The sequence below is a fragment of the Staphylococcus sp. TE8 genome, from assembly GCF_000692055.1.
GTDB lineage: Bacteria > Bacillota > Bacilli > Staphylococcales > Staphylococcaceae > Staphylococcus > Staphylococcus capitis.
In genome coordinates, this window is the sequence record NZ_JMGB01000007.1 from 1 (window position 1) to 18,387 (window position 18,387).

Consider the following 18,387-nt stretch of genomic DNA (forward strand, 5'->3'; position numbering starts at 1 on the left):
TGACATAATAGTGATAACGGCAGCAATACCGATAATAATCCCTATCATCGTGAAGATATTACGGCGTTTGTTTTTTAAAATTGAACGAAAGGCGACGGACAAAATATTAGAAAAGTTACTCATGCGTCAACACCTCTTCCTCTTTCACGCGACCATCCAAAATATGAATAATGCGATCTGCCTTGTTAGCGACCTCACGATCATGTGTTACCATTATCATCGTTGTACCTTTTCTTTTATTTAGCGTTACGAACAAATCCATAATATCTTTTGATGTTTTCGAATCGAGCGCTCCTGTAGGTTCGTCGGCAATAACAAACTTAGGTTCATTAATAATCGCTCTTGCGATGGCTACACGTTGTTGTTGTCCACCTGATAGTTTATTAGGAAGCAAGTCTTCTTTGTTATGAAGGCCGACATCTTCTAATCCCTTCAGTACTCTATCTTTACGTTCTTTACTACCCATACCGTTGTATATTAAAGGAATACTAACATTTTCTAGAATTGTATTGTTTTGAATTAGTTTAAAGTTTTGAAACACAAAACCTACTGTATGATTACGAATCGTTGCGAGTTTATTATCTGAACTCTTTTTATAGTTCTCGCCATTAAAAAGATATTCACCTTCATAACCACGATCGATATATCCTAAAATATTGATAAGTGTACTCTTACCTGAACCGGATGGACCCATAATCGCAATAAATTCCCCTTTATCAATATGAATATCGATATCTTTTAAGATATGATTCGTTTCGTCACCATTTTTGAAGTGTCTATTGATTTTTTTCAATTCAATCATGATGACACCTCAACTTTTTCTCCATCGTTTAGATTACCTTTAGGGTTTTTGATGACTTTATCACCTGTTTTAAGACCTTTTTTTACGATAATTTGGCCATTACTGCGATCAATTTTGATATCCCGTTTATGAACTTTATTATGTTTATCTAAGACGAAAACATCGTTATCTTTAGTTAACACATTATTTGGTAATTTTTTCGTTTTTAGAGGGATTTTAGCATCCACAGAGAAACCTGAACGTACAGGGATATCTAAATCACCAATAATGACATTATATTTAGATATGTCGCCTTCTTTGCCACCAGATGGATTGTTGACTGTTGGATTAGAAGCTTGAGAAGCACTTGTGCTATCTTCTCCTTCTTCACTTTGGCCACCTGCACTTGCTTGAGTACCACTTGTGCTATCTTCATAGCTTGTTGGTAATTCATCTATTTTAAGGATTTTGCCTTTACCTTTTTTACCATTACTATTTACGGTTACATCAACTTTGTCACCTTCTTTAATCTTGTCGACATCAAATTCAGTAACGGTTGATTTAATTTGTGGATTGTCCGATATGAGTTGTAGTACGGGTTGGCCATCACTAGCATCTTCGCCATTTTTAATGTTAACTTTTCCATCGAATGATGCGTAAATACTGTCATTCATTTGTTTATCGTGTTGTGATAATTGTTGTTGTGCTTCGTTAAGTGAACTTTGGTCTTGTGTCAATTTAGACTGTAATTGATTGTTATTTGGACTTTGATTAATCTTTTGATAATCATCATTCACTTGTTGTTGTGCTTGATCAACTTTATTTGCGAGTTGTTGACGTTTACTGTTATTTGTATCATAACTTAGGAGACGGTCACCTTGTTTAACCTTTTGACCATCGTCTACAGCAGGACTTTGAAATGTGCCGACGTGGCTGTTGTTATTGTATGTTTTAACCGATTTAGGAGAAGATTTACTTTCCAAACTAATGGCTGTTTCATTTTTAATTGTATAAATATTATAACCATTAGATTTAGAATCATGACTAATATCTTTATGGTTTTTAAAATAAAAAGCTAAACAAACAACAACCACTAAAAAGCCAATTACTATAAATAAGTTTTTTTTATGTTTCATTTTTAACCTCCATATAATATCTTTTTTTAAATTGATAAAAGTGTTAACATTAAAATTATATTTTAATTATTATAATTTTGAAAGGGGTTAAATGATGAAAAACAAAAACCTGTTTTTTAAAGAAATTTTTACTGAAAACAAAATAAAAAACAAATGGTTATTTCAACTAGCTACTTGTTTATTATTAAATATCGGAATAATGATAATAGGATCAACTTTTTCTAAAAGTTCTATTAATTATATATATATATTAATATTTTCCCTATTATCAATTTCAGTGATGCTATTTATCTATTACATAGTAATTCTCATTTTTTCTAAAATATTTAAATCTGATGTTGAAAATAAAGAAATATTTATAAGTTCTGTATCTATCGTATGTATAATAACTGCAGTTAAAATTATAGTATCAATTATTCAATTGATTTTCAGTATAGACACTAACAAATATGATTTGCTAAGTTTAGGTATTTTTAATGATAAAAATGTTTTATTATCTTCTATAGATTTTTATATGCTTTTAAGTGGTTACTTATTAACTTTATCATTTTATTATGTTTCTAAATTTAAACTCTCATTGTCAATAATACTTGGACTGACTTTTATATTTTTAGATGTTATATTCAATTTCATCTTCAATTCTCTTAATCAAGCCATCATGTAACAATAAATTAGATATATTAAATTAATCTTTACTTTTTTGTTTAACTTTGTTAAAATAAAATAAACTTTATTGAGGGTGGACTAGTTATGAGTGAATGGTTAGAAAAATTGTCTGATGAAGATAAGGTTTTTATTAAAAGGTTAGTTATGAATTCTGGTTCTTTAAAAAAGTTAAGTAATGAATATAATGTATCTTACCCTACTATTCGTTTGAGAACTGATAAGTTAATACAAAAAATTCAATTAGTAGAAGAAGAAAATAACAACTTTAAAAGTAAAATTATGCAATTAGTAATAGACGGGAAAATCACATTAGATGTAGCTTATCAAATTATTAATTTTTATGATGTAGAAAGGAACTAATTCATGTTAAATATATCAGTAATTGTGACATTTTTAATAATACTAGCTATACATAGGTATATTTTATCTTGTCGTGAAAAAGTTTGGCTTGGGGCTATAGTACCTATCATTTATACTATTCTCGTTATTTTCATTTTAGTTCATACTAATCATAATTTATCTTTAAGTGATTATGTTCCATTTACTTTAGGACTAACTATTTTGTTAAGCTTTTGGGTTGATGGGCATTATAGTTACAAGAAAAAAATAGAGCAAGAGCTAGAAACTACTAAAGCAAAAGATAACCAATATTAAAAAATCGAGTATAAGCTGCCACTTATACTCGATTAAAACAAAAATTATGACCATAATTTTTTGATTTGTTTATAAATCCATTCAAAACTTTGACCGGCGTTAATCCATTTTAAAATAGTACCTTTATGTTTCCATGCAAGTGAAACATACTTTTGACCTTTAGTTGCTAAGAACTGAATTAACTTCATAAATCCTGCCATTATTAATTGCCCCTTTTCAATAGTATTATAGTGTAATGAATACGTATTCATTACACTATAATACTATCTTTTTTTCACTATTTTTTCAATGCTTTATTAATTGATTTTTAAAATTTATTAATTGATTGATGTTAATATCTAGTATTTTAAATTTACTTGGTGGTACTGCTTTATTAACTATTACTATACTGCCAACATTAAAAGCTCTTTGAAAAAAGCTTTGTTTTATTATAATTTCTTCAATTTTTTCAGTAGGTATTATTAAAATATCTCTATTAAAATCTTGCTTTTTAATTACTATGAAATTGTTCGAAAAAGAATAAGTGGTAAGGAAAACAGATATCACTTGTTTTAATAATATATATATACATAACATATAGATTAATATACTCAAATATAAATTATTGATAAAATAATCGATTGATAAAAATAACAATAAAACGATAGTTTTTCTTATCAGTTTTAAAAGTATTATTTTTGTCTCATTCTTATAAAAAGGTAAAAATTTTATATTGTAATTTAGAATTTTTTCTAAATGTTTTTTGCTAGTTTCTTTCTTGATTATTGGTAATATTATCTCTTTGTCCTTTTTTTCATTCTCAGGATTCATACTTATTACTTTAACTTCTTCAAAATTTAATAAATTTTGAAGAAGTGATGACTTTATCATAATTGCACTTATCGAATTTTTTTCTATAGAAATATTTTTTTTTAAAGTAACCCCATAATCAGTTATTAAGTATTTATCATAATTTAATAATTTGAAATTTGAATATTTGAGTAATGATTTAGTGGCTGTATATACATAAGAAAGAAGTACTAATACTATTAAACTTATAACCATAGATATATTGTTATAAAATATAATTTTTTTTGTATAAAGAACAATCCAATCGACGTCCAAATAGTCACTTATAGTACTATATAAAGAGTATAAAAAAAGCATAAAAAGAATTATATTAAATGAGGACAAAGAATTCTTCATTATATCTGAAACATTAGTTTCAAAATAAACATTTTCTTTTTTATATTTTGATTTTTTTTCATTTATTTTTAATGATTTTTTAATTTTAGCAGTATCTTTAAAACTTATCGATGGTATAATAATACTTTCATCTTGATCTATAGAATTTACTTTTATGATAACAGAATTTAGTTTTAATATTTTTTCTAAAATATTCCTTTTTTCATTAACTCCCGTTACGTTATCATAATTTAAATATGTTATTTTTTTGAAATATGACCCTTTATGTATCTCTATTTTATTTTTCAAAGGATATATTTTAAAATTTTTCCAATACAATAGACTAGTAATCATAGAATATACGAATACAAATAATACCACTATGTATATTATCATATTATTTAAACTAATCCATTTATTAAACAAATACAATAAAAAGAAATATAAGGCTATAGAGTTTCTTACTATTTTAAAAAATTCAGTAAAAATCCATATAACGTGTATTCTTATAAAATGTAAATTTTCCAAAATATACTCACCTCATATCGTCTTTATAGATCTGTTTTTTATAAGAATTTACTTGATTAATATTTATACCTTCTATTTCATGAGTATACGCTATAGTCCCGAATTTTAATGTGCATAAATTATAACGTTTTAATATTGGACCTTCATATATATCAATATAATATATCTTCTCTATAGGGACTGTTTTTTCAATAAAGTTAAACCATCCCTTTTTTTGAATAAGGACATGACTATTAGTAATTTTAAATTTATAAATATTGTATTTATAAATTTTTATATATATATATTCAACAATCATAAATATAATAATGATAAATATTATTATTATATTTATTATATTTATAGTTGAATTCCATTTGTAAATATTACTTAATATTAATAAGAAACAGAAAAACATTAAAACAATTGTATAACCTAATATATATGAAATAGTCCATACTTTCTTAATATTTTTATCTACTCTATGCCATTTTGTATTTTTTTTAAAATTCTCCATAAAATTTTATCCTCTATTTTTATATTTGTATGTAGATATTTAAATAAATATACATGCTTTAATTAGAAATATTTTTAGATATCCATCAGTTTACATTTTAAAATTTTCAATGGCATACTGCAATATGAATTATAATAATATTTATGGTAAAATAAAAAATAGTTATAATTATTTTAAAAAGAAAGGTTGGAAGAATATGGAAAAATCTAAAATAAGAAATATTTCTTATTTATTATTAACCTTGTTTGTTATTGTTTTTGGAATTTTTGTACTTACAACAAATTTTATTACTCCACTATACTCTTTATTATTTGTCATTATTTTTGCAGTTTGGGGATTTTTAACAGATATATTAACTAGATCAGAAAAAGCTGATAAAGAAAATAAATAAGGCAATTCTTATTTCAACATACACGGCAAAAATTTTCTAAAACAAAAAATACAATGTCTCCTGATCTGTATCAATATTAATGACACTTACTATAAACAAGATAGTATATCGATTATTTAAATATTATAAAAAAAGGCAATTTCTACACTTTGTACTGAACCCCAAAAGTTGTACTTTGGTATAGTATACGATTTCAAAGGTTTGTTTCCTATATTGTGTAGGAGACAAGCCTTTTAATTTTACTTTAATTCTTGTATTGTTATAAAAATTGATATATTTATGAATTGATTGTTCTAATTCTTGGAATGTTTCAAATGATTGTCCATAATACATTTCTTGTTTTAATAACACAAAGAAGTTTTCCATTGAATCATTATCTAGGCAATTCCCCTTTCTAGACATACTTTGAAATACATCATGTTCTTTTAATGACTCAATATAGTTTCTATTTTGATAATGCCATCCTTGATCTGAATGAATTGTCATTCGATAAAAAAGTTGAGGTCTCATTGTTAGTAATTCATTTAAAGGTTCAATAACAATATCTATAGTAGGACGCTTTGATATACGACAACTTAAGATTTCCAAACTATATAAATCTATAAAAGGTGACAAATATGCCTTTGTTCCACCGAGTAATTTAAATTCTGTAATGTCTGTAACCACTTTTTGATAAGGTCTATCTGTATTAAAACGACGTTTTAATATATTTCTAGCTACTTTACCTATTGTGCCTCTATAAGAATTGTATTTTCTTGTCTAAATCTTAAAACAGATACTTTAAAATCTCTAGTATATGACCTATTTTTCATTTTTTTAATCCTTCAGGGCCCAATTCCAAATACTGGTTAACCCATCTTTGAAGCATAGAATGATGAGATAGATTATATTTTTTAGTTACTCTCTCATATCCTAAACTACTATTTAAATATTCCTGAACTATTTTTAACTTGATTTCAAATTTATAATGTTTACCCATAAAAATGCACCACATAAAGTTAGATTTTAGTCCAACTTTTGGGGTGCACATCACTTTTCTATAGAAATTGCCTTTTTTCAATTTTTTCGAGAAAATTATATTCTCAGCATTTTAAATTTATTTACGACCTTTCTTCTTTGCCCAATTAACAATACCTTGATATCCAGCCTTCAAACCATCTGCTACATCTTTCATTTTATTAACCTCCTTTATATATATTCAAATTTAATATATCAAAATTATTGTAATTTTAAAAGTGCTTTTATATTAATATTGTTTAAAGATTATATATTTCAAATATGAATTTTATAGATTGATTACTAAAAAAACGTAGCAAAATACCTTTTAGGTTTTAGAGTCTTTATTAGATTATTTTAAAATTTCTATCTTTTTTATTCACTATTTTTAAGTCTCAATGTTTCTTCATTTTTCAAATTGATTTACGAGTCTTCTTTTGCTTTATCACTATGATTGTAATATTCTTTTTTGTTGTTATTTTTATTTTCATATATTTTCTTTTTTTGCTAATACTTACTGTTTTCTAAAAATTCCCTTAACACTTCATCAACTATGGCTTTTATTGATGTATCTTTATCTAATGCCATTTGATTTAGTCTTTTCTTGATATCAGTATCTACTCTAATAGTTGTACTTTTAGATACCGGTTTATAATTTTCCGTATATTTTACCTCAGATGTATCGATGTCATCTAAAAACCCTGCCATAATATCACTCACCCTCAATTAATCTAATTCTATTAACTAATTCTTCGTAAACCTTATTAAACATATATATAACTTTTTTATCATGCATATCTTTATCTTTTATTCCATCAGCAGCAAATTTTTTTATTCTTTCTCTTTGATATATTTGATTTTCAAATAATGCCTCAGAAAATGCTGATTTAGACATATCTAATATTTTCTTGTCTACTCGTCCACTTTTTTTAATTAATACTGGAACAGCGCCAACTAATTCAAACGATAAGTCTGATTCTTTTTTTCTATCCCTTAAAAAATTAACAAATGAAAGACTACTTTCATAAGCAGATTGTTGTGTTTGAAATACCATTAAAATATAATCACTTGCATAAACAGCATTATTAGTGAAATCAGAGTTAATAGTAGGTGGTACATCAATAAATATATAGTCGAAATTATAAATATATTTTATTTTTTCAACCAAATTTTTCAAAATATACCTTTTCTTTAAAATATCTGTCTTTGAAATCATATCGGATAAATTAGCCAAAGATGAATCTGCAGGTAATAATGATAATTTAGAAGTTAGTCTCACGATACTTTGCTCTATATTCCCATTTTTTAACATATCTATAAATGAAATCTTTTCTTCTTCAAATTCTGGATAAGTTCTTTTCATAATTTGAGTTGCATTTCCCTGCGGATCAAAGTCTATTAAAAGTACTTTTTTATCATAGTTTTCAGATGCAATATAAGAAATTAAAGTGGCTACTGTAGTTTTACCTACACCACCTTTAAAATTTCCAACCGTTATTATACTCAAAGTAATACCTCCTATATACTATATCCTCATTACTTGCGTTATTTAATTAACTTGTATAACTCTGTTACATGTAACATGTTACTAATAATTTTTTCTTTTTTCAATTTTTATATACTATATCCTCATTACTTGCGTTATTTAATTAACTTGTATACCTCTGTTACATGTAACATGTTACGGTTGTGAAGTTACAGAATTTATTGTTTCTTACTGTTTACTTTGTTACTATTAACTTAGCTTTTAACAAAATTAAAAAGCGTTTAATCCTTGGACCGATTAAACGCTTTAGGTAATAAACGCTAACATATATGCTCTAAATGATGCGTTGTTTATATAATAAGTACATATAATTATATAGTATAAACAATATGACTTCAAGAATGAGATACTATTAAAAATAATAATGCGTTTTATTACCTCTATCCAAATACGAAATAGGAAGAGGTTTATATTATGTCAAAATTTAAAAAAATTTCTGCTAGTAAATTCGAAACATCTCGTTTTTATCAGCTTCCAAAATTTTTATTTGAAGATGATTATTTTTCTAAAATGACAACCGAAGCAAAAGTTATGTATGCTTTATTAAAAGATCGTTTTGAATTATCCAAAATTAATAACTGGATTGATGAAGAAAATAATATATATCTACTATATACAAATAAGCAGTTATGTTCCATTTTACAATATGGAGAACCTAAAATTATCAAATTAAAAAAAGAACTAGAAAAATTCAATTTAATTGTAAATGAAAGACAAGGGTTAAATAAACCTAATAAAATATACCTTCTAGAACCCAATTATGACAAGGAACTAACAAATTGTAAGTTCCAGAACACACAATTTGTTAGTTCAAGAACTAACAAAAATATAGTTCAAGAACTAACAAATTGTAAGTCTAATGATACTGATATTAATGATACTAATTATAAAGAAACTGAAAATAGTGATATGAGTGATATGAATGATAGTTTAAATGTAATTAGTAAAAATGCATCTCATTCTAATCATACAAATCATCAATCTAATGAATTTGATAATAATGCTTTAAAATACCATTTACTTCAAGAAATTCCAGATCAACTTCAAACCTATTTAAATAACTTTGAAGTGCGTGAGATACAAATTATTAAAAGTGTCATACTTAAAGCTAAGTCATCATTTAATAATGAAAAGAATACAATATACATGTTAGAAGACATTGAATTTGAAATAATTAATGTTCTCAAACGGTTTAAAGCAACATTAATTCAAAAAAGCGAAAGTGTCGAAGCCATGCAAGGTTATTTAATGCGTTCAATTAAAACAGAACTCGAAGAAATGCATTCCTTAAATATGCGCCGTCAAAACGCGCCACAAAACCATATATTCGACACATCCTACTATTTATGATTGGACGCATGTCGTCTTGAATCTAAATATTTCGCAAAAAAATACGTTCGTTGAATAATCACATTTAAATAAGATGAATGATGTTGTCGCGCATACATCACTAGATCTTGAAATTCTATAAAATTTTGACCTTCAATTATATCAATAATGTTATTAAACACTTCGGACTGACCTTGATCTAATAAAAATTGGTTTAAGTCAAAACCACAACCACTTTCAATATCGTTGATATCATAAGACGTTTTATCTGAATTAGAGGCATGAATAAAATAATCAAACATACCCTTAGGAGACATAATAATTTCAATATGGCTCGGTGTATTTAAGTGTTGTTGAAGTAATTCAGAGACTTGAGAATAACTTTTTAAAGAATCAAAGAATAAAGCACCATGTTTATGTGATTTTTTGATTAATCCCGTTGATTGATCTATATCTTGATTGTGCCACGGGCTTAAAATATAAGGAATATGCATCTGTTCCAAAATATCTTGATAATTAGATGGTGTGCTTTCTTCATATATTAAAAAAGCCCACTTATTCGAACGTTTATCTTTCGTCATCATGGACATCCTTTCTGTGATTACTGATTAATGATGCCATGGGGGTCGTAGTAACCCCATGGCACGGAGTTAACAACGCGCTTGTGTTTTTCACTACGTGAACCACAGCGCGTTGTTAACTCAACGTTTGTGACCAATCAACCATTGATAACGATGATGACGTTGAGATGTGGAAAAGTAATACTCGGGATGCAAATGGGTGATTTCTTCATAAATCTGAGGTTCAATAGACTTTAATATTTCATGTGCCTGCTGCTTGCGAGGAATTTTAATCGCTACACATACTTCATTTTGACGAACATCAACAAGTGACTTTCCCACGACTTTATTAAAATAGCGTTCGACAGCGTTTGTTTTAGTTTCGCCTGTTTGTTGCCAATCTTTTGATGATGTTGTGTCGATATCTTGTTTAAGATAATGTCGTAAAACTATCGTGTGATAAACGGATTTAATATGATTGGTGAGTTGGTCTTTCAATAAACGAATCATTAAATCGATAACAATTAATATCAACGCTAATCCTAACAAGTAAAATGCAAGTTGATATAAACCGTTTGAAATGATTGTGATATAGTGTGTGACATTTTGCATATCGATTTGAGATATAGCTATGTTCAATAGGTCAAAGAGTTTACTAAACATCACTGTCAAAATAGCAAATAGAAACAAGTAAATGATAATATCATACACACGCATGAAGTAGGTTTTCCTCATCACAATACACCAGCCTTTGTATAGTAAGTCGGACATAACAGAGGTGAGACTTGATAGGGGGATTCACTATCAATCACTTGAATCAATCCCGTCCCTTTACCAATAGGTATCACAATACCTTCAGGGTCTAAATCTGGGAATAAAAATTGTGTTGTTTTTTTATTAATATTACCGATTTGAATCAGCACATTGAGTTGTTCTCTAACAGAAACTGGAATTGTTTGATGATCAAACCGTTGAGACACCAATAATAAATGAACTTTGGTTGCACGCCCTAATAAAGCAATTTGAGATAGCAATGAAAAGAATGCGTCTTTAATAGCTTTATTGACACCTTCAGCTAAAGCGAGCACTTCATCAATCACAATGGTTAGATGATCAAACTGATAGTCTGGATCGTCATAAAGCATTGTTTGACGCTGTTGAATAACCTGAAGGCAATGACTTAAGTTTTCATTAATCTCAGATAAAAAATCAGATTTAGATCGATTTTGATGTGGATGAATCACAGCAATATCATGGATACGTGCCCATCGACTCGGTGTATCAAACTTGGGATCAACAATAATGAGTTCAGATATGGGTTTTAGTACACTTAATAAGTATGTCAGCATATACGACTTACCACTACCTGAATTACCAGCGATCGCTATGGATGTGATGTTTTGATAATTTAAAGTTAATTGTTTCATGACCGGAATTTTTTGATGTGTTAGTGTAGAAGTGAATTGATCTAAATCTGTAATCACTAAGCGTTCAGAAATCCCTTGTTGCCATGGAAAAAACAATGCACGTTGAGTGTGAATATCATCTGTGTCCATAGGAACGAAATACGCAGAACTTTGTTTTAACAATGTGAACTTAGGATATAAAGCTGCACTCGCAATGAGAAATATTTTTTGATATAAGTCATCATCAATAATGTAGCCTGCAGGCAGTCGAGGAAGAAAGTAAAAACCTTCTTCCGTAACCTTGCAGGTAAAACTATTAGTATAACTGGTTTCGCCTTGCATCATGGATCCCAATGCCATATTTAAGCTTTGTAGGAGATATTGTTCGAGTTCTTTGGCTGTCATTATTTAACCTCCTTCAGATCTGAAGCTTTGAAGTAAACATCATAACGGATTTCACAAGCTTCTAGATTATCAAAAGTGATAACGCTCATATAATTCGGTAATGTCACTTCATTTTCAAATTTAACTGTGAAGGGGGGTAAACCTTCTTGAACAAACCAAGCTTTATACGCAATGATTTCACCGGTCGGTTTGTTATTTTCAAAGCGTTGTTGCGGATAAAGATCTGTACTTAAGCTATAAATAGGTTTTTTATTATCAATATAATTGGAAGCTATTTCAGTTGAATAGCCACCTTTTTTGAAATTGGCTTGAATTTTCATGTGAAACACACCTTTACTTATAAATTGAATGATTCATTATTTTAGTGCGCACTATAATGAATGTTATAATGCAGATATCAAAGTATTTATCTGACATAATTCAAGACTATCATGTTGAAAATTAGATTATGGGGAAAAAGAAGAAAAAATGAAATATTGTGAAAAAATGAACAAAGAAGAGGGGATAATTTGAAAAATCAAGAATTTCATAAAAGTATAGAAGACTTTTTAAGAGCACTTAATAAGATGGGTATTAATATGGAAGAAGTATCAAAACAATCTGGCATTAGTAAGCACAGTTTATCTGATTGGAGAAATGGTAATAGCGTTCCTAAACGAAATAATCTTAAAAAATTAAGAGATTATTCAGTGCATTTAATTGGTACGGATTTTTCATATAAGGAATTTCAATCTCCTATTATAGAGTTTTGTGAAAAAGTTCATTTATATTTACAAGAAATGACAACTGATGGAGAAACAGAAAAAGAAATAATAAATCTTCATGAAAATAATCCTAGAGCACAAGAAGCATTGGAACCGTTTTTAGAATTTGGCGTGTTTGATGCTTTTATAGACCCAAATATGCAATACAAACATATTGATGGTAAACCTAAGATAGGTAGGGAACTGAAAAATAAGTACAAGCAAAATTTTATAGACAATATTAATAACTTAATAGAGTTTATCGATGAAACATCAAGATATGAAAGTATAGATATTTGTCAATCACCTCTATTTCCAGATAATTTGGTTAGAAGACAAGTAGAAGAGTTTTGTAGAAATGTACCTCGTGAAGAACATTTTGATGTAACTCATAAAATAACATCTGTAGGAGAACAATGGCTTCAACATCATTTAAATGTCAGTAAAAGGCAAATTGATAGTTGGAGGAAGGGTGTAGATTTCCCATCAAATGAAAATTTGCAAAATTTAAAAGAATTGGTAGGATATCATAGTAATGTAGCTTTTTATGGTTATAAATTTACAAATGACGATTTTTTACACATGTTTTTACCAAGTCTAAAAATTGAAATGGAAAATCAGGAAAAAGAATATGTATTACATAAAAACTTAATAAATTTTACTGATATGTTATTTTATTATTGTTCCCATGATAAACAAGTAGAAGAACTAATGGAGAATGTAGAAGTAAGTATAAAAATTAAAAGTGATAATTCAATTGCATCTTCATTTTTTAATGAAATACATAAATTAAAAGTCACACGCAAACATTATTATGATCCAGATTCTAGAGAAATCTTAAAAGATTTAAAAGAATATTTTAATATGAGCATTGAATCAATCAATAAAACGTTAGAGCAAGATTTTGCTGTTATAGATGAAATTGTTACCAAAGAGAATATAAAAAAGTTAGAAAGTTATGCAGAAAAGTATTTTGATGAAGATCAAAAAGAAGACTTGCTAAATGTGATTGATAAAATAAACGATAAAGAGTTATATGGAATTTATACTCACATTAGGTAACATGCATTGATAAATAATTTTCTAATTAAAATCAAGGAGAAAATTATATTGACAAAAGTATTAGCAACATTTGTATTACCAATCGTTTTAACATTTATAAGACGATATTTTACACATTATTTTGATAGTAAAAAAATGGATGCTTACTCTTTTTATTCATTAATAGCGCTCTATTGTATGGCAATTGTTCTTATATATTCGTATTATATACTTTTAATAGTAGAAAAGATTTCTAAGTTTCGTCTTTTGACGTTTATTATTAGTGATATTTTGTTTGGTATATTTATTTTAGGAATTTGTATATCACTTTGTACATTAATAAATAATTTTACTATTTTTAAAAATATAGAAGGAGAAGTATTCGAAAAAAAAAGTAAAAATCATAACTTTTTCAAAGATTTAATCATGTTAAATAAAGTAACTGAGGTACATCAATTAGATAAAATGAAGAGATCCTCATATCATCAGAAGTATCAATGTGATAAATACTATTATCAAGATAAAGAGGCTAATTCATATTATGAATATGTATATTTATATAAGAAAAGCAGTTTTATGAGAATGAGACATATTTGTCCTAAAAGTACAGGATATTTAATGTTAATCGTTTTATTATTTCTTCTTTTTAATGGCATTTATATATATAAAGCTTTTGATAATCTTCCTTATAAATATATTACTAGTGAGTTAACGCTGTACGCGTTGATAATATCTAATAATTTATTTTGTCTAGTGGGATGCATTATCATAAGCAAATTACAATCAAATATTATAAAAGAAAATAAAAAAGATAAAGTTGCGAAAATTAGTGACACTAAATCGCAATCAGAAGAAAAATATAAATTTAAAAACATTACATAAAGTTACTTATCGGAAGTGGATATGCTTAACAAATCACAGATGGTATAATGATGAAGTCGCCTTAACTTCCGGCGATATTTTCGGCGGAAGGAGGTGAAATCATGAGTTTAATATTTGTTAGCATAATTGCACCCATAATATCAGGGTGTATAGTTGCGATCTTTACGTTTTGGCTAAACAATCGCAATAAATAGGGCGACAGAGCCTCACCATCAAAAGAACCCCCAATCTATGGCTGTAGATTGGGGGTTCGGTGATTCATGAGTCTAATATTTGTTGAATATATTATAACACCATAGTGGGTAGGAATGCAAAATTTAATATATTGTAAGATTAAATAAGTTTTTGTCTTGATACCTTCTCCATTAATTTTAATGGAATTAAAGGTGAGGGTGTTTTTTGTTCATTTTCTAAAATTCCGAAAGATAAGCTAGCGATATTGTAAATCGGGAGTTGGTATTTACCATTCGATTTTTGTAAATATGTAGTTATACAACAAACTACTGTTTTCTTTTTTGCCAATTTAGAAATACCAACAAATGATTTTTTTAATGCATCTTGATTAGAAGTAGATGCTAAATATGATTCAGGGAAAGTAATTTCATAATTATCATAGTTTTCTAACTTTAAAACGAATGCAGATTTTTTAGTATCATAATTCACATATGATACAGTACCGACTATATTAACTACTTTACCTATATTTTTATCATCTATTTCATTTATACTTAAATGATTAGTTTGTATAGATTTTGTCTTAGACCTGTTGGTAGTTTCAACATTATCTAAAGTTGGAGAAGTGGGTACTGTTTTTTCAGTTTCGCTATTAGAAGTAATGGTATTACTTGTGTTATTTTTATTTTGTTTATTATTGTTCTTTTTTTCGAAGGGCCAAAATATTTAGCAAAAGCATATTTGTGCTTCGTTTGAATCTCTTCACCGGACAGGCCTCTTTTTACAACTTTTTCTGTTTCTTTTCTTTTTTTGGCTTCAATTCTTTGTAAAGAATATGGGCAATTTGTACTATGATTTTGTTTTGGAAAAGTTCTTAAATAAGGATTTTGACCATTAGCATAAATTAATGGACATTCACATCCCGGAGTTGCACAGTATAAATGGTTTTTAATTGATACAAAGTTTTCATGATTTTTTATATCCTTAATCTCCATGTGTTCTGATGAACCATCGTGCATAAATAGTGCTTCTTCTATTTTCATATTTATCTTCCTTATAAGTTATTTGACTGTGAAAATTTCACTTTACATTTCAACTTATATGATGTATTATAATATTTGCGATAAAAAATACAATATATAGTCGTGATAGTTTGTCATAGAACTAAATAATATAAAATTATCACTCTTAATTATAACATATATATTAATAAAAGACAAATCAAATTAGCTAAATAATTTGATTTGTCTTTTATTTTTTGTTCGTGTAGGGTACACCCTAATCATACAAATAAAGTTGTTGAATTTATAGCAATTCAAATGTATGTTTAGGGTGTATATTAATTGTGGAGGGAAGATGAATGATTATAGGTTATGCAAGAGTATCTTCGATAGATCAGAATTTAGAAAGACAGCTAGATACATTGAAAACATTTGGCGTAGAGAAAATATTTACAGAGAAACAATCGGGAAAATCGGTAGAAAATAGACCTGTATTTCAAGAAGCTCTTAATTTTGTAAGAATGGGAGACCGGTTTGTAGTGGAATCAATTGATCGTTTAGGACGTAATTATGATGAAGTAATCAACACAGTTAACTATTTAAAAGACAAAGAAGTTCAGTTGATGATTACTAGTTTACCTATGATGAATGAAGTTATCGGAAATCCCTTATTAGATAAATTTATGAAAGACTTAATCATTCAAATATTAGCGATGGTTTCAGAACAAGAAAAAAATGAAAGCAAACGTCGACAAGAACAAGGGATTAAAGTAGCTAAAGAAAAAGGTGTATATAAAGGACGCCCATTACTTTATTCAGCGAATGCAAAGGATCCTCAAAAACGCATTATTTATAATCGAGTTGTGGAAATGTTAGAAGAAGGAAAGGCAATTAGTAAAATTGCGAAAGAAGTGAATATAACAAGGCAGACTGTTTATAGAATTAAACAAGATAATAATATGGTTTAATAAACTCTTTTCGACGCAAAGGAGATTTTCTGCTAGCATTTAAAAATGTATGTTAATAACCTATTATAAGATATTTATATCAATAATGTTTATTATGGCTGTGAAATTATAATTATTTGCATAGTCTTATACCTTTGCTTTCAAGTTTTATAAGAAAACAAAAAATAAGTTAAGCAAAATTTAGTTGCTTAACTTATATAAATTGAATAATCAATTCTATTTGATAGAAAGTTTAAATCACTTAAATTATGATTTTTTTAATTTTTCTATTATCCAATCTGGACCACTTCCAATATGAATAGAATTTATTGCTTTTTTTAAATATTTCATACATTAACATCCTTTCAATAGTATTAATCGTTACTTTAACTGTACAACAAAGATATATTTCAATAAAGTAAAAATAACTATACAAAAAGAAAAGAGTATCTTTGTTTTATCTATTTAATAATATCAATTAATTCTTTTTTAGAAGCTGATCGTGCTGGAATCCATCCAAAAATTATTCCAATTAATGTTGATACACCAAATGCTAATATAATTGAACCAACACTAACTGAGGTTTTTACTGTATCAGGTGTCACTAAATTAATAAATACTGAGATCATAATTCCTAATATTAATCCAATAATACCTCCAAACAGACAAAGTACAACACTTTCAACTAAGAATTGAATTTCAATATCTCGGCCTTTGGCACCAAACGCACGACGTATCGCAATTTCTTCCGTACGTTCGGTCACAGAAATGTACATGACATTCATGACACCAATACCGGCGATAAATAATGAGATACCTGCGACAGCTGCTACAAAATATGTAATCATATCAACTATTTTCAAGAAGCCTTTCATCAATTCTTCGTTATCAGAAAGACTATATTGCCCATCAGAAACCCCTGATCCTTTTTTATTCAGTTCCTTTTCTACTTTTTTACCAACATCTTTTTTGTTTTCTCCGTCATTTACTGTTATTTGGAGCTGTGGTGAACCTTGAGATAAATTATTCATATAATGATTAGCTGTTTTAGTTGGCATTTGAACAACAGTTTCTAGCGGCATTCCACTAGTATCTTGACTACTGGCATCACCAACACCAACGACTTTAAAGCCTTCTCCATTGATATAAATGGATTTTCCTACTGCATTACTTGCACCACTGAAGACTTTTTTCGCAACTTTACTATCTATGACAACAATCTTTTCTTGTGTGTCATTGTCGTCTTTTGTGAAACCATGGCCGTGATCAACATTCGACACACGACCCACTTTTTTCAACTCTACATCACCACTCCCATGTATATTTGTAATCTTAGCTGAATAAGTACTATCTTTATTTTCTTTTATTTTAGCTTTTTTTACTCCTTTAACTTGTTCTACAGCACGGATATCTTCTTGTTTAAATGGATTATCTTTTGGCGCTTCCATATCTTCTGTCATATATGAGATAGAAGTCTGATTTTTACTTGCACCTGCATCATCAAATTGTTCATTCGTTGTCTTTTTAAAACCATTACCGAG

Annotated in this window: 24 protein-coding genes and 2 pseudogenes; 9 read left to right on the forward strand and 17 right to left on the reverse strand. The window is 27.7% G+C overall.

What is annotated here, in order from left to right:
* The 3 genes and pseudogenes from CM54_RS12700 to CM54_RS12070 all read right to left on the reverse strand — a co-directional run.
* Window positions 1–123: pseudogene (locus CM54_RS12700) on the reverse strand (ABC transporter permease); the annotation flags it as partial.
* Entirely contained in the window at window positions 116–802 is a 687-nt protein-coding gene (locus tag CM54_RS12065) for an ABC transporter ATP-binding protein (protein ID WP_037551462.1), read from the reverse strand. The gene CM54_RS12065 and the pseudogene CM54_RS12700, both read right to left, overlap by 8 nt.
* The gene (locus CM54_RS12070; RefSeq protein WP_037551463.1) at window positions 799–1,917 is read right to left on the reverse strand and encodes an efflux RND transporter periplasmic adaptor subunit; all 1,119 of its coding nucleotides are present in this window, start codon (window positions 1,915–1,917) and stop codon (window positions 799–801) included. The genes CM54_RS12065 and CM54_RS12070 overlap by 4 nt, the downstream gene beginning before the upstream one ends.
* 94 nt (window positions 1,918–2,011) lie before the next feature.
* On the opposite strand from CM54_RS12070, the gene CM54_RS12075 reads away from it, so the two are divergent.
* The 3 genes from CM54_RS12075 (at window position 2,012) to CM54_RS12085 (ending at window position 3,237) form a co-directional block, all read left to right on the forward strand.
* A complete protein-coding gene (locus CM54_RS12075; protein WP_037551464.1) occupies window positions 2,012–2,581 on the forward strand; it encodes a hypothetical protein in 570 nt (189 codons plus the stop codon).
* A gap of 86 nt (window positions 2,582–2,667) precedes the next feature.
* Entirely contained in the window at window positions 2,668–2,943 is a 276-nt protein-coding gene (locus CM54_RS12080) for a DUF2089 family protein (protein WP_037551467.1), read from the forward strand.
* A gap of 3 nt (window positions 2,944–2,946) precedes the next feature.
* The gene (locus CM54_RS12085; RefSeq protein ID WP_037551470.1) at window positions 2,947–3,237 is read left to right on the forward strand and encodes a hypothetical protein; all 291 of its coding nucleotides are present in this window, start codon (window positions 2,947–2,949) and stop codon (window positions 3,235–3,237) included.
* A 44-nt stretch (window positions 3,238–3,281) separates the two neighbouring features.
* Here the strand turns inward: CM54_RS12085 and CM54_RS12090 are convergent, their stop codons facing one another.
* The 3 genes from CM54_RS12090 to CM54_RS12100 form a co-directional block, all read right to left on the reverse strand.
* Window positions 3,282–3,437, reverse strand: coding sequence for an aureocin A53 family class IId bacteriocin (locus CM54_RS12090; protein ID WP_037551471.1), 156 nt, complete (start codon window positions 3,435–3,437; stop codon window positions 3,282–3,284).
* 85 nt (window positions 3,438–3,522) lie between these two features.
* Window positions 3,523–4,929: a PH domain-containing protein gene (locus tag CM54_RS12095; protein ID WP_037551472.1), complete on the reverse strand. Its 1,407-nt coding sequence runs from the start codon at window positions 4,927–4,929 to the stop codon at window positions 3,523–3,525.
* Between the two features lie 7 nt (window positions 4,930–4,936).
* Complete coding sequence (locus tag CM54_RS12100) at window positions 4,937–5,425, reverse strand: PH domain-containing protein (protein WP_037551473.1); 489 nt, start codon at window positions 5,423–5,425, stop codon at window positions 4,937–4,939.
* A gap of 196 nt (window positions 5,426–5,621) precedes the next feature.
* Here CM54_RS12100 and CM54_RS12105 point away from each other — a divergent pair, with 196 nt between their 5' ends.
* Window positions 5,622–5,816 (forward strand): hypothetical protein, encoded by a 195-nt coding sequence (locus tag CM54_RS12105; protein WP_037551476.1) that lies wholly within the window; start codon window positions 5,622–5,624, stop codon window positions 5,814–5,816.
* Window positions 5,817–6,008: 192 nt separating this feature from the next.
* On the opposite strand, the pseudogene CM54_RS12110 reads toward CM54_RS12105, so the two are convergent.
* The 4 genes and pseudogenes from CM54_RS12110 to CM54_RS12125 form a co-directional block, all read right to left on the reverse strand.
* Window positions 6,009–6,560 (reverse strand): annotated as a pseudogene (locus CM54_RS12110) (IS3 family transposase); the annotation flags it as partial.
* 64 nt (window positions 6,561–6,624) lie between these two features.
* Window positions 6,625–6,846, reverse strand: coding sequence for a helix-turn-helix domain-containing protein (locus CM54_RS13180; RefSeq protein ID WP_082243245.1), 222 nt, complete (start codon window positions 6,844–6,846; stop codon window positions 6,625–6,627).
* 473 nt (window positions 6,847–7,319) lie between these two features.
* Complete coding sequence (locus CM54_RS12120) at window positions 7,320–7,520, reverse strand: CopG family transcriptional regulator (protein WP_037551479.1); 201 nt, start codon at window positions 7,518–7,520, stop codon at window positions 7,320–7,322.
* Window positions 7,521–7,524: 4 nt separating this feature from the next.
* Window positions 7,525–8,319, reverse strand: a complete 795-nt coding sequence (locus tag CM54_RS12125) for a ParA family protein (protein WP_037551480.1) — start codon at window positions 8,317–8,319, stop codon at window positions 7,525–7,527.
* 453 nt (window positions 8,320–8,772) lie between these two features.
* Between CM54_RS12125 and CM54_RS12130 the strand changes: the two genes are divergently transcribed.
* Window positions 8,773–9,708: a replication initiator protein A gene (locus CM54_RS12130; RefSeq protein WP_037551482.1), complete on the forward strand. Its 936-nt coding sequence runs from the start codon at window positions 8,773–8,775 to the stop codon at window positions 9,706–9,708.
* On the opposite strand, the gene CM54_RS12135 is transcribed toward CM54_RS12130, so the two are convergent.
* The 4 genes from CM54_RS12135 to CM54_RS12150 all read right to left on the reverse strand — a co-directional run bounded on the left by CM54_RS12135 (window position 9,699) and on the right by CM54_RS12150 (window position 12,378).
* Complete coding sequence (locus tag CM54_RS12135; RefSeq protein ID WP_037551484.1) at window positions 9,699–10,268, reverse strand: replication protein; 570 nt, start codon at window positions 10,266–10,268, stop codon at window positions 9,699–9,701. The genes CM54_RS12130 and CM54_RS12135 overlap by 10 nt on opposite strands.
* Before the next feature lie 120 nt (window positions 10,269–10,388).
* Window positions 10,389–10,964 carry a hypothetical protein gene (locus tag CM54_RS12140; RefSeq protein WP_231469498.1) on the reverse strand — a complete coding sequence of 192 codons (576 nt, stop codon included), beginning with the start codon at window positions 10,962–10,964 and terminating at the stop codon, window positions 10,389–10,391.
* A gap of 17 nt (window positions 10,965–10,981) precedes the next feature.
* Entirely contained in the window at window positions 10,982–12,058 is a 1,077-nt protein-coding gene (locus tag CM54_RS12145) for a cell division protein FtsK (RefSeq protein ID WP_037551486.1), read from the reverse strand.
* Window positions 12,058–12,378 (reverse strand): hypothetical protein, encoded by a 321-nt coding sequence (locus tag CM54_RS12150; RefSeq protein ID WP_037551488.1) that lies wholly within the window; start codon window positions 12,376–12,378, stop codon window positions 12,058–12,060. Before CM54_RS12150 ends, CM54_RS12145 begins: the two co-directional genes overlap by 1 nt.
* 189 nt (window positions 12,379–12,567) lie before the next feature.
* On the opposite strand from CM54_RS12150, the gene CM54_RS12155 reads away from it, so the two are divergent.
* The 3 genes from CM54_RS12155 (at window position 12,568) to CM54_RS12705 (ending at window position 14,918) form a co-directional block, all read left to right on the forward strand.
* Entirely contained in the window at window positions 12,568–13,863 is a 1,296-nt protein-coding gene (locus CM54_RS12155) for a helix-turn-helix domain-containing protein (RefSeq protein WP_037551491.1), read from the forward strand.
* Between the two features lie 48 nt (window positions 13,864–13,911).
* Entirely contained in the window at window positions 13,912–14,724 is an 813-nt protein-coding gene (locus CM54_RS12160; RefSeq protein ID WP_037551494.1) for a hypothetical protein, read from the forward strand.
* Window positions 14,725–14,825: 101 nt separating this feature from the next.
* Entirely contained in the window at window positions 14,826–14,918 is a 93-nt protein-coding gene (locus CM54_RS12705) for a type I toxin-antitoxin system Fst family toxin (RefSeq protein ID WP_016931270.1), read from the forward strand.
* 139 nt (window positions 14,919–15,057) lie between these two features.
* Here CM54_RS12705 and CM54_RS12165 read toward each other — a convergent pair whose 3' ends face one another.
* Window positions 15,058–15,387: a hypothetical protein gene (locus CM54_RS12165; protein ID WP_037551496.1), complete on the reverse strand. Its 330-nt coding sequence runs from the start codon at window positions 15,385–15,387 to the stop codon at window positions 15,058–15,060.
* Window positions 15,388–15,509: 122 nt separating this feature from the next.
* Window positions 15,510–15,941 carry a hypothetical protein gene (locus tag CM54_RS12235; RefSeq protein ID WP_051600363.1) on the reverse strand — a complete coding sequence of 144 codons (432 nt, stop codon included), beginning with the start codon at window positions 15,939–15,941 and terminating at the stop codon, window positions 15,510–15,512.
* A gap of 317 nt (window positions 15,942–16,258) precedes the next feature.
* On the opposite strand from CM54_RS12235, the gene CM54_RS12175 reads away from it, so the two are divergent.
* Window positions 16,259–16,867, forward strand: coding sequence for a recombinase family protein (locus CM54_RS12175; RefSeq protein ID WP_037551498.1), 609 nt, complete (start codon window positions 16,259–16,261; stop codon window positions 16,865–16,867).
* A gap of 440 nt (window positions 16,868–17,307) precedes the next feature.
* Here CM54_RS12175 and CM54_RS12180 read toward each other — a convergent pair.
* Window positions 17,308–18,387 (reverse strand): ABC transporter permease (locus CM54_RS12180; protein ID WP_037551500.1); only part of this gene is annotated, 1,080 nt, incomplete at its 5' end.

Bases quoted from the DNA above. Each gene is read 5' to 3' on its own strand.
- CM54_RS12145 (WP_037551486.1), bottom strand. From the start codon at position 12,058: ATGACAGCCAAAGAACTCGAACAATATCTCCTACAAAGCTTAAATATG.
- CM54_RS12235 (WP_051600363.1), bottom strand. From the start codon at position 15,941: ATGAAAATAGAAGAAGCACTATTTATGCACGATGGTTCATCAGAACAC.
- CM54_RS12175 (WP_037551498.1), top strand. From the start codon at position 16,259: ATGATTATAGGTTATGCAAGAGTATCTTCGATAGATCAGAATTTAGAA.
- CM54_RS12705 (WP_016931270.1), top strand. From the start codon at position 14,826: ATGAGTTTAATATTTGTTAGCATAATTGCACCCATAATATCAGGGTGT.
- CM54_RS12105 (WP_037551476.1), top strand. From the start codon at position 5,622: ATGGAAAAATCTAAAATAAGAAATATTTCTTATTTATTATTAACCTTG.
- CM54_RS12090 (WP_037551471.1), bottom strand. From the start codon at position 3,437: ATGGCAGGATTTATGAAGTTAATTCAGTTCTTAGCAACTAAAGGTCAA.
- CM54_RS12065 (WP_037551462.1), bottom strand. From the start codon at position 802: ATGATTGAATTGAAAAAAATCAATAGACACTTCAAAAATGGTGACGAA.
- CM54_RS12120 (WP_037551479.1), bottom strand. From the start codon at position 7,520: ATGGCAGGGTTTTTAGATGACATCGATACATCTGAGGTAAAATATACG.
- CM54_RS12075 (WP_037551464.1), top strand. From the start codon at position 2,012: ATGAAAAACAAAAACCTGTTTTTTAAAGAAATTTTTACTGAAAACAAA.
- CM54_RS12070 (WP_037551463.1), bottom strand. From the start codon at position 1,917: ATGAAACATAAAAAAAACTTATTTATAGTAATTGGCTTTTTAGTGGTT.
- CM54_RS12085 (WP_037551470.1), top strand. From the start codon at position 2,947: ATGTTAAATATATCAGTAATTGTGACATTTTTAATAATACTAGCTATA.
- CM54_RS12135 (WP_037551484.1), bottom strand. From the start codon at position 10,268: ATGACGAAAGATAAACGTTCGAATAAGTGGGCTTTTTTAATATATGAA.
- CM54_RS12130 (WP_037551482.1), top strand. From the start codon at position 8,773: ATGTCAAAATTTAAAAAAATTTCTGCTAGTAAATTCGAAACATCTCGT.
- CM54_RS12150 (WP_037551488.1), bottom strand. From the start codon at position 12,378: ATGAAAATTCAAGCCAATTTCAAAAAAGGTGGCTATTCAACTGAAATA.
- CM54_RS13180 (WP_082243245.1), bottom strand. From the start codon at position 6,846: ATGTGCACCCCAAAAGTTGGACTAAAATCTAACTTTATGTGGTGCATT.
- CM54_RS12140 (WP_231469498.1), bottom strand. From the start codon at position 10,964: ATGCGTGTGTATGATATTATCATTTACTTGTTTCTATTTGCTATTTTG.
- CM54_RS12080 (WP_037551467.1), top strand. From the start codon at position 2,668: ATGAGTGAATGGTTAGAAAAATTGTCTGATGAAGATAAGGTTTTTATT.
- CM54_RS12100 (WP_037551473.1), bottom strand. From the start codon at position 5,425: ATGGAGAATTTTAAAAAAAATACAAAATGGCATAGAGTAGATAAAAAT.